Source organism: Streptomyces sp. NPDC055243 (assembly GCF_044544025.1).
Classification (GTDB): Bacteria; Actinomycetota; Actinomycetes; order Streptomycetales; family Streptomycetaceae; genus Streptomyces.
Window position 1 is genome coordinate 573,312 of record NZ_JBITWR010000004.1, and the last position, 12,615, is coordinate 585,926.

A 12,615-nucleotide genomic window follows, 5' to 3' on the forward strand; every position below is an offset into this window, starting at 1 on the left:
CTAGCCCTCCTCTTCGGGGTGTGTGGCGTCGGGGTGTGTTGCGTCGGGGCGCGCGGCGTCGACGTGCGCGGCCATCTCCGCCCGCAGGGCGTGCAGCTCCCGGAGCTGTTCGGGGGTGGGGGTGCCGTCCGCCGCCAGCGCGCGGTCGATGATGCGCAGGGCGGTCGCGTGGTCCTGCTTGGACTCGCCGATGAGGGTGGCCTGGTGCAGGGCGCGCGCGTACCTCTCGCGGGGCACCGGGGCGTGCTCGAAGGACTCGGCGATGGGCTGCCCGACGCGGACGCAGTTGCCCGCCGGGTCCGTCATCAGGAACTGCCGCACCCCGTACGTCATGTCCTTCACGGCCCCGAGGCGGGGCAGGCCGCGCGTCGGTATCCGCCCCAGGGTCTCCTTGAGCCCGGTCCGGAAGGACTCGTGGAGGGTGTCCACGTCGTCGGTCGTCACGTAGCAGGTGCTGTACGAGGTGGCGGGGTCGTAGCCCTTGATCCGGAAGAACTGCAGCTCCATGTCGCCGCGCCGGACCACGGCGTACGGATTGGGCGACCGCTGGTAGTACGTCACCTCGAAGCCGATGGCTTTGTAGAAGTCGAGGGTCTCGTCGAGCTCGTGACAGGGGAACAAGGGGATCATTGTCTCGGCCATACCGCTACTCTAATCAAAATTGATTAGAAGGAGGTGACTTTGATGTCGGCGATCCGACTCCTTGTCCTTGGTGCCGTCCGTCAGCACGGGCGGGCCCACGGCTATCAGGTGCGCAACGACCTGGAGTACTGGGGCGCCCACGAGTGGTCCAACGCCAAGCCCGGCTCGATCTACCACGCGCTGAAGCAGATGGCCAAGCAGGGCCTGCTGGTCGCGCACGAGATCGCGCCGTCGACGGCGGGCGGCCCGCCGCGCACGGAGTACGAGATCACCCAGGCGGGCACCGAGGAGTTCCTGAACCTGCTCCGGTCCAACCTGGTCTCGTACGACCAGCGGCCCGACATGCTCTCGGCGGCCCTCGGCTTCATCGTCGACCTGCCCCGCGAGGAGGCGGTCGAGCTGCTGAGGCGGCGGGTGCGGGGCATCGAGGAGTGGCGCAGGTCCGTCACGGAGTACTACACGCCCGAGGAGGGTCCGGAGCAGCTCGGGCACATCGGCGAGATCATGAACCTCTGGGTCCACACGGCCGACGGGGGCGTGGAGTGGACGCGCGGCCTGATCAAGCGCATCGAGGGCGGCGCGTACACGTTCGCGGGCGAGGGCGAGCCGTTCGTCGCCGTCCTGGGCGAGGGTGAGGTGAACCCGTACGCGACCGGGGAGCCGCACGCGGGGGACGATCGCTGATCAAGTTTGACTAATCCTGGATTCGGGGATACCTTCCTTCGCGTTGAGCTTGTAGTCAAGTTTGACTACGAGGGTGGCAGGGGATCGAGGGGAGACGGATGACAGACGCGATCGTCGTCGAGGGCGCACGGAAGCGGTACGGGGAGAAGTGGGCGCTCGACGGTTTGGACCTGGCGGTCGGGCGCGGCACGGTGCACGGCGTGCTCGGACCGAACGGCGCGGGCAAGACCACCGCGGTGCGGGTGCTCGCCACGCTGCTGCGGGCGGACGAGGGCCGGGTGGAGGTCGCCGGGTACGACGTGCGCAGGCAGCCCGACGAGGTGCGGCGGCGCATCGGTCTGCTGGGCCAGCACGCGGCGCTGGACGAGGAGTTGAGCGGCCGGCAGAACCTGGACATGTTCGGGCGGCTCTACCATCTGGGTGCCCGGCGCGCCCGCGTGCGGGCCGATGAGCTCCTGGAGCGCTTCGGGCTCGGGGACACGGGCCGCAAGGCGGTCAAGCAGTACAGCGGGGGCATGCGGCGCCGCCTGGACCTCGCGGCCTCGCTCATCACGGAGCCCGACGTGCTGTTCCTGGACGAGCCGACGACCGGCCTCGATCCCCGGGGCCGCACGGAGGTCTGGGACGCGGTGCGCTCGCTGGTCGACGGCGGCACGACGGTGCTGCTCACCACGCAGTACCTCGAAGAGGCGGACCAGCTCGCCCACCGCATCTCGGTGATCGACCGGGGCCGGGTCATCGCGGACGGCACGGCGGACGAGCTGAAGTCGAAGACGGGCGGCGACCGGATCGACGTGGTGGTGCGGGACGCGGCGCAACTGGAGCTCGTCGCGCGCCTGCTGCCCGGCGACGCCACCCTGGACACGGACCGGCGCCTGGCCAGCGCGCCGGTGGTGGACCGCATGGAGGCCCTCACCGGCGTCGTCCAGGCGCTGCGGGACGCCGGCGTAGAGGCGGAGGACATCGCGGTCCGCAGGCCGACCCTGGACGAGGTGTTCCTGCGCCTGACGGGCCGCACGGAGGGCCCGTCAGGCCAGGCGGAGGACCAGGAACGTACGAAGGAGGCCGTGTGAGTACGACGATGACGAGCCGTACGCCGGTGGGCCGCACGCCGGTCGCCAAGGGCGCGCCCCTCTCGTGGGCCGTGATCGACTCCTGGACCATGACCCGGCGCGAACTCGCGCACTGGGTGCGGCAGCCCGTGCAGGTGCTCGTCGGTCTGGTCTTCCCGGTGATGCTGCTGCTGATGTTCAACTACCTGATCGGCGGCGGAAAGGGCATCGCGGGCGACTACGCCGAGTTCCTGGTGCCCGGCATGTTCGCGCTGACCATGGCCTTCGGCCTGGACGCGACGATGGTCGCCGTCACGCAGGACCTCAACAAGGGTGTGATCGACCGCTTCCGGTCCATGCCGATGACCAACGGAGCTGTCCTGGTGGGCCGTTCGGTCGCGGACATGCTGCAGTCGCTCGCCTCGCTGATCGTCATGATCGGCGTCGGCCTCGCGATCGGCTGGCGCTGGCACGGCTCGTTCGCCGCGATGCTCGGCGCGGTGGGTCTGCTGCTCCTGCTGCGGTTCGCGATGCTGTGGATCGGCATCCACCTGGCGATGGTCGCGGGCAAGCCGGAGCTGGTCATGGCCGTGCAGATCCTGGTCTGGCCGGTCGGCTTCCTCTCCAACGCCTTCACGGTCCCGCAGAACATGCCGGGCTGGCTCGGCGCGATGGTCGAGTGGAACCCGATGTCGGCGACGGCCACGGCGGTGCGCGACCTGTTCGGCAACGACCCCGGGGTGGTGGGCACTTCGTGGGCCGCGGAGCACGCGGGGCTGCTTGCCGTGGTCTGGCCCGTGGTGCTCGTGGGGGTGTTCATGCCGCTGGCGGTGCGGAGGTTCGGGGGGCTCAGCAAGTAGCCGCGCTCCCTGAGGTCCTTCGGGCCCCTTAGTGGTGGAACCCCGTGGCCGCGTCCCTGTCCCGGGTGAAGGGGTGTGGCTGCCGCCGCAGTTCGGGCACCAGGTCGCTGAGATCCGCCAGGAAGAGCTCCGCGAGGTCGGCCGTGAAGCCGTTGCGGCAGACCACGCGGAGGACCGCCAGATCCTCGCGGTGGGCCGGGAAGGTGTACGCGGGCACCAGCCAGCCGCGCTCACGAAGCCGCCGGGACACGTCGAAGACGTCGTACGCCTGTACGTCGTCCCGCGTCGTGAAGGCGAACACCGGCAGCTGGTCGCCCCGGGTGATCAGCCGGAAGTCGCCGAGGGCCTCGACGCGTTCCGCCAGGCCCTCGGCGACGTCCCTGGCCGCCTGCTGGACGGCGCGGTAGCCCTCGCGGCCCAGGCGCAGGAACGTGTAGTACTGCGCGACGACCTGCGCGCCGGGCCGGGAGAAGTTCAGTGCGAACGTCGGCATGTCACCGCCGAGGTAGTTCACCCGGAACACCAGCTCCTCCGGCAGCGCGTCCGCGTCCCGCCACAGCGCCCAGCCGACGCCCGGATAGACCAGGCCGTACTTGTGGCCCGAGGTGTTGATCGACGCCACCCTCGGCAGCCGGAAGTCCCACTCCAGGTCCTCGTCGAGGAAGGGCGCCACCATCGCGCCGGACGCGCCGTCCACGTGCACCGGAATGTCGAGGCCGGTGCGCTCCTGGAGGTCGTCAAGGGCCGCGCAGAGCTCGGCCACCGGCTCGTAGGACCCGTCGAAGGTGGAGCCGAGCACGGCCACGACGCCGATCGTGTTCTCGTCGCAGAGCTCGGCCGCCGCCACCGGGTCGAGGTGGAAGCGGTCGCCCTCCATGGGCACCTGGCGCGCCTCGACCTCCCAGAAGTTGCAGAACTTCTCCCAGCAGACCTGGACGTTCACGCCCATGACGAGGTTCGGGCGCGCGGTGGGGGAGGGATAGCGGTCGACGTTCCGTGCCGCCTTGGCCCAGCGGCGCTTGAGGGCCATCCCGGCGAGCATGCAGGCCTCGCTCGACCCGGTCGTCGAGCAGCCGACGGTGCCCGAGGGGTCCGGCGCGTGCCACAGGTCGGCGAGCATGGCCACGCAGCGCCGCTCCAGCTCGGCGGTGTGCGGGTACTCGTCCTTGTCGATCATGTTCTTGTCCCGGCACTCGCCCATGAGGACGCCGGCCTGCGGCTCCATCCACGTCGTGACGAAGGTCGCGAGGTTGAGGCGCGAGTTGCCGTCCAGCATCAGCTCGTCGTGCACCAGCTGGTACGCCGTCGTGGGCGGCAGCGGCCCGTCGGGGAGTCGGTGCTTGGGCGGCGCCTCGGTCATGCCGCCGACCGGGTTGGCCTCTCCGTAGAAGGGGTTCACCGCGAGAGTGCGCCCCTTCGAGTCGCCGTTCGGGTCCTCGCTGTGGTGGAGCGGCATGGGCGGTCTCCTCGTGGCTGAGGTTTTCTGTCCCTGTCCGGGGCTTTCGCGTCCCTGCTGGCGAGGATATGGGCGGCTGCCGGGGTCTGCACTTGCACCTCACGTGACGTGAGGACCCAGGCTGGGGCGCGTACCGAGAGAGAGGGCACAGGCCATGAGCTACTCCGTGGGACAGGTAGCCGGTTTCGCCGGAGTGACGGTGCGCACACTGCACCACTACGACGAGATCGGCCTGCTCGTGCCCAGCGGGCGCAGCCACGCGGGCCACCGGCGCTACGGCGACGACGACCTGGACCGGCTGCAGCAGATCCTGTTCTACCGGGAGCTCGGCTTTCCCCTCGACGAGGTGGCGTCCCTCCTGGACGACCCGGACACGGACCCGCGCGCGCACCTGCGCCGCCAGCACGACCTGCTGACCGCCCGGATCACCAAGCTCCAGGAGATGGCCGCCGCCGTCGAGACCGCCATGGAGGCGAAGAAGATGGGCATCAACCTCACGCCCGAGGAGAAGTTCGAGGTCTTCGGGGACCACGACCCCGACCAGTACGCGGAGGAGGTCGAGCGGCGCTGGGGCGACACCGACGGCTACAAGGAGTCGCAGCGCAGGGCCGCCTCGTACACCAAGGAGGACTGGCAGCGGATCAACGACGAGTTCGACGCGGTGCACGCGCGCATGGCCGGCCTGCTCGACCGGGGCCTGCCCGCGGACTCACCGGAGGCGATGGACGTCGCGGAGGAGCACCGCGGCTCCATCTGCCGCTTCCACTACGACTGCACGCACGAGATCCACACCTGTCTCGGCGAGATGTACGTGGCGGACGAGCGGTTCGCGGCCACCTACGAGGCGATCCTGCCGGGGCTCGCGGTCTACATGCGGGACGCGATCCTGGCGAACGCGGCGCGTAACGGCTGAGCGGAGCAACCGGAGCAACCGGAGCAACCGGAGCACCGGTAAGTAGCGGTAAGTAGCGGTAAGTACTGGTAAGTACCGGTAAGGGGCGGCCACCACGGGGGGCCGCCCCTTACCGCTGTGTCACTGCTCCTGTGCGATCACGACCGCCGTGCCGTAGGCGCACACCTCGGTGCCCACGTCCGCGGCCTCGGTGACGTCGAAGCGCATCATCAGGACCGCGTTGGCGCCTCGCGCGCGTGCCTGCTCGATGAGGCGCTCCATGGCCTGGTTACGCGTCTCCACCAGCGTCTTCGTGAGTCCCTTCAACTCGCCGCCGATCATGGACTTGAGGCCCGCGCCGATCTGGCTGCCCAAGTGCCGGGAGCGCACGGTGAGGCCGAAGACCTCACCGATAACCTGTTGTACGCGGTATCCCGGTACGTCGTTCGTCGTCACGACCAGTACGTCGGAGTGCGGATCGGTGCCGCCGCCGAAATCTTCGATACCCATGGCACACAGCTTTGTCCCGGATCACGCACAGTGCACCCTGGGGGAAGCAGTGGAACCTGGGCGCTTCACCTCGCGTTGATAGCTTTGGGCGGCCATCCGCGCCGCATACCCGCCGCATCCCCCTCTCACCCTCAGGAGCCCGGAACCGTGACGACGCTTGCGCTCGGACCAAGCTGGCTGGATCCGGATTACCTCCTGAACACGTTCGGGGTCTGGGGTCTGCTGGCGATCGTGTTCGCCGAGTCGGGCCTGCTCATCGGCTTCTTCCTGCCCGGTGACTCGCTGCTGTTCACGACGGGCCTGCTGATCACGACGAACCAGCTGGACTTCCCGCTCTGGCTCTGTGTCATCCTCATCTGCATCGCCGCGATCCTCGGCGACCAGGCGGGCTACCTCTTCGGCAAGAAGGTCGGCCCCGCGCTCTTCAACCGCCCGGACTCCAAGCTGTTCAAGCAGGAGAACGTGGTCAAGGCGCACGAGTTCTTCGAGAAGTACGGCCCGAAGTCCCTGGTCCTGGCCCGCTTCGTGCCCATCGTGCGGACGTTCACGCCGATCATCGCGGGCGTCAGCGGCATGCGGTACCGCTCGTTCATCACGTTCAACATCATCGGCGGCATCCTCTGGGGCGCCGGTGTGACGATGCTCGGCGCGTGGCTCGGCAAGATCGAGTTCGTGCACAAGAACATCGAGGCGATCCTCATCCTGATCGTCCTGATCTCGGTGGTGCCGATCGTGATCGAGTTCCTGCGGGCGCGCGGCAAGAACAAGAAGGCGGCCGCGGCCGAGGGCGGTGCCCCCGGGGCGGCCCCGGCGTCGCGCGGCCGGCACGCCAAGCGGTAATCCGGCGTCCGGCCCCCACCGGGGCCTGCGGTCAGGTCAGAAGCCGCGCGTGCGCTTGGCCGCGCGGCGGTTCGCCGCCGTGGTGGCGCCCGGGATCTTGAGGATCAGGCGCGAGACCTCGCTGCCGAGGTTCACGCCGATCGCGATGGCCAGCGCCGTCGCCGCCGCCTTGGTGAGCGAGTTGATGCCCGTGTTCATGTCGTTCTGGGCGAGGGCCAGCAGACCGAAGTACGTCGCGCTACCGGGCAGCAGCGGGCCGATGGCCGCGGTGACGTACGGCAGTGAGGACGCGAAGCGGTAGCGCGAGAAGAGCTGCCCGAACAGGCCCACGAGCCCGGCCGCGATGGCCGTCGCCGCGACCGGCGAGAGCTTGAGCGACGTCTGCGCGAGCGCGCCGAACATGACCCAGGCGATACCGCCGTTGAGGGTCACGATGAGCACGGTGTGACGTTCCTGCTGGAGCAGTATCGCGAAGGCGAGGCTCAGCGCCATCGACGCCAGGATCTGGATCACCGGGCGCGAGTCGACCGCTACGAACGTGGTCTCCGGCTGCAGGCTCGTCGCGTCCAGCATCACGCCGAGCGACAGCACGAGCAGCACGCCGCAGACGATGCCCACGACGAGGTAGCAGACCTCCAGGAGGCGGGCGGCCGCCGTGATGTAGTAGCCGGTCAGGCCGTCCTGGACGCCGGCCACCAGGGCCCGTCCGGGGATCAGCGCGAAGAGACCACCGGTGATCACCGCGGACGCGTTGACCTCCTGGGAGTGCACGAGGCTGAGCGTGACGCCCATCGCGGCGGGCGGCATCGCGGCGCCCACGAACTGGTAGAACTCCGGCAGCCCGCGGCCCGCGCAGAGCCAGGCGAGCCGGTCGCCGAGCATCGCGCCGACCGCCGCGATCACGAAGACCAGGGCGCCACCGCCGACGAGCACGGAGGCCGAGCCGGCGAGCAGCCCGCCGGCCGCCGTGAGCGCCCAGCCGGGGTAGGGGTGGCGATTACGGCGGATTGCCGCCAGACGGCGGTACGCCTCCTCCAGGGAGACGTCGATGTCCGTGTCGCTGATGTCGTCCACCAGCTGGAAGACGGCCGCGAGCCGGGTGTAGTCGGTGCCCCGGCGGCGCACGGTCCTGGAGGCCGTGACCGGGTCGTCCACCAGGGACGGCTGGTGCGAGATCGAGAGCAGCGTGAACGTCACGGTCGGCTCGCAGCGGTCGAGGCCGTAGCTGCGGCAGACGGCGAACATCGCCGCTTCCACGTCCTCGGCGCCCTCGCCGCCCGCGAGCAGCAGCTCGCCGATACGCAGCGTCAGGTCGAGCACGCGGGGCACTGCGGGCCCGGTCTCGTCCTCGTGCTTCTGGGAGGCCTCCGGGGTGGGCCGCTCGGCCACCGGCATGCGCAGCATCGTGCGCATCTGGTCCTGCCAGGGCGTCTCCTTGGTGAGTTTCACCAGGGGTATGCCGTGCGGGGGAGTGAACGCGGGCGGCGCGTTGCGCGAGCTGTAGGTGTGCGGCGTGGTGAACGCCGACTTCTCGGTCTCCTGGGTGGTCGAGGCCGACGCGAGGTTCGGCAGACCCGTCGGGATCGCGAACTCGGACGTCGTCTGGGACTCGTCCTCGGGCGCCGGTGGCTGCGGCATCACGCCGGCGGGCTGAGTGAACGCACTCCGTGCCTCGTCCGACTGTGGCTTTCGGTCTTCGGCCTCCTGATCAGCCACTTTTACTGCCTCGCTCCCAACATACGAACCGTGCGCACCTCCAGTACGAACAGTATGCGCACAGATACGCGAACGGGCCGCGCGGTCTTCGTGAAGATCGCGCGGCCCGTCAGCGTCGGAGAAGGATCACTCAGTGACCCTGCGCCTCCGCACGCTTGTACGACTTCTCGATCTCGGCCTCGGCGTCCGTGCGGCCGACCCAGTCGGCGCCCTCGACGGACTTGCCGGGCTCCAGGTCCTTGTAGACCTCGAAGAAGTGCTGGATCTCCAGGCGGTCGAACTCGGAGACGTGGTGGATGTCGCGCAGGTGCTCCACGCGGGGGTCCGATGCCGGGACGCAGAGCAGCTTGTCGTCGCCGCCCGCCTCGTCGGTCATCCGGAACATGCCGATCGCGCGGCACTTGATGAGGCAGCCCGGGAAGGTCGGCTCGTCCAGGATGACGAGGGCGTCCAGCGGGTCACCGTCCTCGCCGAGGGTGTTCTCGACGAAGCCGTAGTCCGCGGGGTAGCTGGTCGACGTGAAGAGGCGACGGTCCAAGCGGATCCGGCCGGTCTCGTGGTCCACCTCGTACTTGTTCCGCGAACCCTTCGGAATCTCGATGGTGACGTCGAACTCCACGGGTGGCTCCTCCATGATCAGCACATACTTCGGGTGATTAAGTGTCCCTCACGCAGATGTGTGATCGCGAAAGGGGCTGGTCGTCGTGCCTGAGCTCAAGCCTTGGCAGCAGACCCGGCAGCACGTCGGGAAGCTGCTGCGGCAGCTTCCCAAGCCTCCGGCTCCCAAGATCCCTGCCGCTCTCAAGACTCCTGCGAAGCTCAAGACCTGGCAGCTCACGGCGGGTGCCGCCACCGTCGGAATCGCGATCGCGGCCGGTGCGGTGGCCGCGGCCGGCCCCTGGGACTCCTCCGGTCAGCGTACGGCGGAGCGGGACTGGGCGGCCTCTCAGGAGGCCGGGGGTGGCACAGATCACGCAGGTCGTACGTCCGGACGGGCGCCCGCGGCCGCCCCGAGCGCCCCCTCCGTGCTCCGGGGGCTCGGCGCACCCGTGGGTTCCACGCACGGCGGCTCCGTGCCCGCTCCGGACGGCAAGGCGCTCGCGGGCGTCCTCGATCCGCTCCTCAAGGACAAGGCCCTGGGCCCCGAGCGCTCGGCGGTCGTCATCGACGCGGGCACCGGGCGGCGGGTCTACGGCAAGGGCGGCGGCGACACGCTGACGCCCGCGTCCACCACCAAGATCGCCACCGCGGTCGCGGCGCTGACCTCGGCGGGGGCCGACCACCGCATCACCACGAAGACGGTCATCGAGCCGGACTCGAAGGACGTCGTCCTGGTGGGAGGCGGCGACCCCACGCTCACCGCCCGCAAGGACGGCCCCTACGCGGACAGCGCCGCGAGCCTGCGCGAGCTGGCCGAGGACACCGCGCGCGCCCTGAAGGACCGCGGCGCGGACAAGGTGACGCTGTCGTACGACACCTCGCTCTACACGGGCGAGCAGCAGCACCCCATCGGCCCGAACGAGAACCTCACGCTGGTCAGCGCCCTGATGGCCGACGAGGGCCGCCTCGACGACTCCTCCAGCGGCCCCGCCCCGCGCTCGGGCGACCCGGCGGGCGACGCGGCGAAGAAGTTCGCGGAGCTCTTGGACGAACAAGGCATCGAGACGGGCACAAAGGACAAGAAGGACCCGGAGCCCTCCAAGGCGACCGACCGGGCCCAGTCCCTGGCCAAGGTCGAGTCCCCGCCGCTGTCCGCGCTCGTCGAGCGGATGCTGACGCACAGCGACAACGACATCGCCGAGGCGCTGGCCCGCCAGACGGCCCTCGCCGCGAAGGAGCCGGTGAGCTTCGACGGCGCGGGCAAGGCGATCGACGCCCAGCTCAAGAAGGCCCGCATGCCACTGTCCGGCACGAAGTTCGCGGACGGCAGCGGCCTGGACCGCGCCGACCGCAGCTCCGCCGAACTGCTCGCCGCGCTGCTGGCCCGCGCCGCCGACCCCGCCCACCCCGAGCTGCGCTCCGTGGTGACGGGCCTGCCGGTGGCCGGCTTCACGGGCACGCTGGTCGACCGCTACCCGAAGGACTCCCCGGGCACCGGCGTCGTACGCGCCAAGACCGGCACCCTGACGGGCGTGAACACCCTCGCGGGCACGGTCGTCGACACGGACGGCCGCCTCCTGGTCTTCGCCTTCATGACAACGGGCACGACGGACCCGAAGGCGGCACAGGGGGCACTGGACCAGATGGCGTCGGCGGTGGCCAAGTGTGGGTGCAGGTAGCGGGCCCCTGGGCCTACCGCGCCCGAAGGGGCACGGGGAACTGCGCGACCGGCGACGACGGTGTCACGGACGACGAACGGTCTGGCCCCTTGCTGGCGCAGGGGGGAGCACCCGGCGGTGCGGGGTGTGTCGGTCTCAGGGGGCAATTGCTTCTCGTTGACCCCTACGGGCCCGGAGTAGGGCAATGTCGGGGGCTGGGCCTCCTGCGTGGGTGGAGTCGACGGCGTATTGCTGGCGCAGGGGGAGCATCGGTGGTGCGGAGATGGTCGACTGGCTGTGTTTTTCCGGGGGCGACCCCCGGACCCCCGGCCGTGGGGCGGGGTGTGTCCGTATCAGGGGGCAATTGCTTCCCGTTGACCCCTACGGGCCCGGAGTAGGGCAATGTCGGGGCTCAACCCCCTCCGTAGGCGGAGCCGACCACGTACCGTTGACGCATGACGAGCATCGGTGGTGCGGAGATGGTCGACTGGAATCTCGCGGTGGCGACCGCGACCCGGCTCGTCCGGCCGGGTCCAGAAGTGAGCCGGGACGAGGCGCGGGCCATCGTCGCCGAGCTCCGGAAGCATGCGAAGTCCTCGGAGGAACACGTCCGTTCCTTCACCCGGATGGGCACGGAGGACACCCACGACACCCCGGTGCTCGTGGTCGACAGGGCCGGGTGGATCCGGGCGAACGTCGCCGGGTTCCGGGAGATCCTCAAGCCCCTCCTGGACAAGATGCAGGACCGGCGCAGCGGCCCCGGGGGCGCCATGCTCGGCGCGGTCGGCGGCAAGGTGACGGGCGTCGAGCTCGGAATGCTGCTCTCCTTCCTCGCCTCCCGCGTCCTCGGGCAGTACGAGACCTTCGCCCCGGCCAGCCGAGACCTCCCCGCGGGGGAGAACGGCGGCGGCAGGCTCCTCCTCGTGGCACCGAACATCGTGCACGTCGAGCGCGAACTCGACGTGGACCCCCATGACTTCAGGCTCTGGGTGTGCCTGCACGAGGAGACCCACCGCACCCAGTTCTCGGCCGTGCCGTGGCTGCGGGACCACCTCGAAGGTGAGATCCAGTCATTCCTCTCGGAGACCGAGGTCGACCCGATGACGGTCCTCGAGCGCATCCGGGAAGCGGCCCAGTCGCTCGCCGGCGGCCGCCCCGAGGGCGAGGAGGACGACGGGGGCCGCTCCATCGTGGAGCTGGTGCAGACCCCCGCCCAGCGCGAGATCCTCGCCCGGCTCACGGCGGTCATGTCGCTCCTGGAGGGCCACGCGGACTTCGTGATGGACGGGGTCGGGCCCGACGTGGTGCCCTCCGTCGGCGAGATCCGGGAGAAGTTCCAGCAGCGCAGGGCGCGCGGGGCGAGCCGCCTCGACCAGGCCCTGCGCAAGCTGCTCGGCCTGGACGCGAAATTGCGCCAATACCGCGACGGCGAGCGTTTCGTGCGCGCGGTCGTCGGCGAGGTCGGAATGGACGGCTTCAACCGGGTGTGGACCTCGCCGAACACGCTGCCCACCAAGTCGGAGATCGCCAAACCGGCGGACTGGGTCGCGCGGGTGCACCGTAAGGGAGAGTGAGGGCAGGAGGGGAGCGAGTTGCGGCCGATGGCAGGAGAACGCCCCCGCAATCACCCGTCCGAGGGACCGTGAGCCATGGGTAGGCGTGCAATGCTCGGGGAACGGCTCGGCTCTGTCACCATCGACACACT

12 protein-coding genes are annotated in these 12,615 nt (G+C 69.9%); 7 read left to right on the top strand and 5 right to left on the bottom strand.

The window, feature by feature from the left end; all coding sequences use genetic code 11:
- The gene (locus tag ACIGXX_RS15465; RefSeq protein WP_351171950.1) at positions 1–642 is read right to left on the bottom strand and encodes a VOC family protein; all 642 of its coding nucleotides are present in this window, start codon (positions 640–642) and stop codon (positions 1–3) included.
- A 42-nt stretch (positions 643–684) separates the two neighbouring features.
- Between ACIGXX_RS15465 and ACIGXX_RS15470 the strand changes: the two genes are divergently transcribed.
- The 3 genes from ACIGXX_RS15470 (at position 685) to ACIGXX_RS15480 (ending at position 3,238) form a co-directional block, all read left to right on the top strand.
- Complete coding sequence (locus tag ACIGXX_RS15470; protein ID WP_351171947.1) at positions 685–1,326, top strand: PadR family transcriptional regulator; 642 nt, start codon at positions 685–687, stop codon at positions 1,324–1,326.
- 98 nt (positions 1,327–1,424) lie between these two features.
- On the top strand, positions 1,425–2,399 hold the full coding sequence (locus ACIGXX_RS15475) for an ATP-binding cassette domain-containing protein (RefSeq protein WP_366461525.1): 975 nt from the start codon (positions 1,425–1,427) through the stop codon (positions 2,397–2,399).
- Positions 2,400–2,407: 8 nt separating this feature from the next.
- Positions 2,408–3,238, top strand: a complete 831-nt coding sequence (locus tag ACIGXX_RS15480) for an ABC transporter permease (protein WP_361467859.1) — start codon at positions 2,408–2,410, stop codon at positions 3,236–3,238.
- Between the two features lie 28 nt (positions 3,239–3,266).
- Here the strand turns inward: ACIGXX_RS15480 and ACIGXX_RS15485 are convergent, their stop codons facing one another.
- Entirely contained in the window at positions 3,267–4,694 is a 1,428-nt protein-coding gene (locus ACIGXX_RS15485; RefSeq protein WP_351171941.1) for a glutamate decarboxylase, read from the bottom strand.
- A 154-nt stretch (positions 4,695–4,848) separates the two neighbouring features.
- On the opposite strand from ACIGXX_RS15485, the gene ACIGXX_RS15490 reads away from it, so the two are divergent.
- Positions 4,849–5,607 (top strand): MerR family transcriptional regulator, encoded by a 759-nt coding sequence (locus ACIGXX_RS15490; RefSeq protein ID WP_351171938.1) that lies wholly within the window; start codon positions 4,849–4,851, stop codon positions 5,605–5,607.
- A gap of 120 nt (positions 5,608–5,727) precedes the next feature.
- Here ACIGXX_RS15490 and ACIGXX_RS15495 read toward each other — a convergent pair whose 3' ends face one another.
- Positions 5,728–6,096, bottom strand: a complete 369-nt coding sequence (locus ACIGXX_RS15495) for a YbjQ family protein (RefSeq protein WP_351171935.1) — start codon at positions 6,094–6,096, stop codon at positions 5,728–5,730.
- A gap of 147 nt (positions 6,097–6,243) precedes the next feature.
- Here ACIGXX_RS15495 and ACIGXX_RS15500 point away from each other — a divergent pair, with 147 nt between their 5' ends.
- Positions 6,244–6,936, top strand: a complete 693-nt coding sequence (locus ACIGXX_RS15500) for a VTT domain-containing protein (RefSeq protein ID WP_351171932.1) — start codon at positions 6,244–6,246, stop codon at positions 6,934–6,936.
- 36 nt (positions 6,937–6,972) lie between these two features.
- Here ACIGXX_RS15500 and ACIGXX_RS15505 read toward each other — a convergent pair whose 3' ends face one another.
- Positions 6,973–8,652, bottom strand: coding sequence for a threonine/serine exporter family protein (locus tag ACIGXX_RS15505; RefSeq protein WP_351171929.1), 1,680 nt, complete (start codon positions 8,650–8,652; stop codon positions 6,973–6,975).
- A 130-nt stretch (positions 8,653–8,782) separates the two neighbouring features.
- Positions 8,783–9,271, bottom strand: a complete 489-nt coding sequence (locus ACIGXX_RS15510; RefSeq protein WP_351172006.1) for an inorganic diphosphatase — start codon at positions 9,269–9,271, stop codon at positions 8,783–8,785.
- Positions 9,272–9,356: 85 nt separating this feature from the next.
- Between ACIGXX_RS15510 and dacB the strand changes: the two genes are divergently transcribed.
- A complete protein-coding gene (dacB, locus tag ACIGXX_RS15515; RefSeq protein WP_399975908.1) occupies positions 9,357–10,931 on the top strand; it encodes a D-alanyl-D-alanine carboxypeptidase/D-alanyl-D-alanine-endopeptidase in 1,575 nt (524 codons plus the stop codon).
- 434 nt (positions 10,932–11,365) lie between these two features.
- Positions 11,366–12,484 carry a zinc-dependent metalloprotease gene (locus ACIGXX_RS15520; protein WP_351171926.1) on the top strand — a complete coding sequence of 373 codons (1,119 nt, stop codon included), beginning with the start codon at positions 11,366–11,368 and terminating at the stop codon, positions 12,482–12,484.
- The last annotated feature ends 131 nt before the right edge of the window (positions 12,485–12,615 follow it).

Excerpts from the sequence above, each read along its gene's own strand:
- ACIGXX_RS15475 (WP_366461525.1), top strand. The coding sequence starts at position 1,425 with ATGACAGACGCGATCGTCGTCGAGGGCGCACGGAAGCGGTACGGGGAG.
- ACIGXX_RS15485 (WP_351171941.1), bottom strand. The coding sequence starts at position 4,694 with ATGCCGCTCCACCACAGCGAGGACCCGAACGGCGACTCGAAGGGGCGC.
- ACIGXX_RS15470 (WP_351171947.1), top strand. The coding sequence starts at position 685 with ATGTCGGCGATCCGACTCCTTGTCCTTGGTGCCGTCCGTCAGCACGGG.
- ACIGXX_RS15495 (WP_351171935.1), bottom strand. The coding sequence starts at position 6,096 with ATGGGTATCGAAGATTTCGGCGGCGGCACCGATCCGCACTCCGACGTA.
- ACIGXX_RS15465 (WP_351171950.1), bottom strand. The coding sequence starts at position 642 with ATGGCCGAGACAATGATCCCCTTGTTCCCCTGTCACGAGCTCGACGAG.
- ACIGXX_RS15520 (WP_351171926.1), top strand. The coding sequence starts at position 11,366 with ATGACGAGCATCGGTGGTGCGGAGATGGTCGACTGGAATCTCGCGGTG.
- ACIGXX_RS15490 (WP_351171938.1), top strand. The coding sequence starts at position 4,849 with ATGAGCTACTCCGTGGGACAGGTAGCCGGTTTCGCCGGAGTGACGGTG.
- ACIGXX_RS15480 (WP_361467859.1), top strand. The coding sequence starts at position 2,408 with ATGACGAGCCGTACGCCGGTGGGCCGCACGCCGGTCGCCAAGGGCGCG.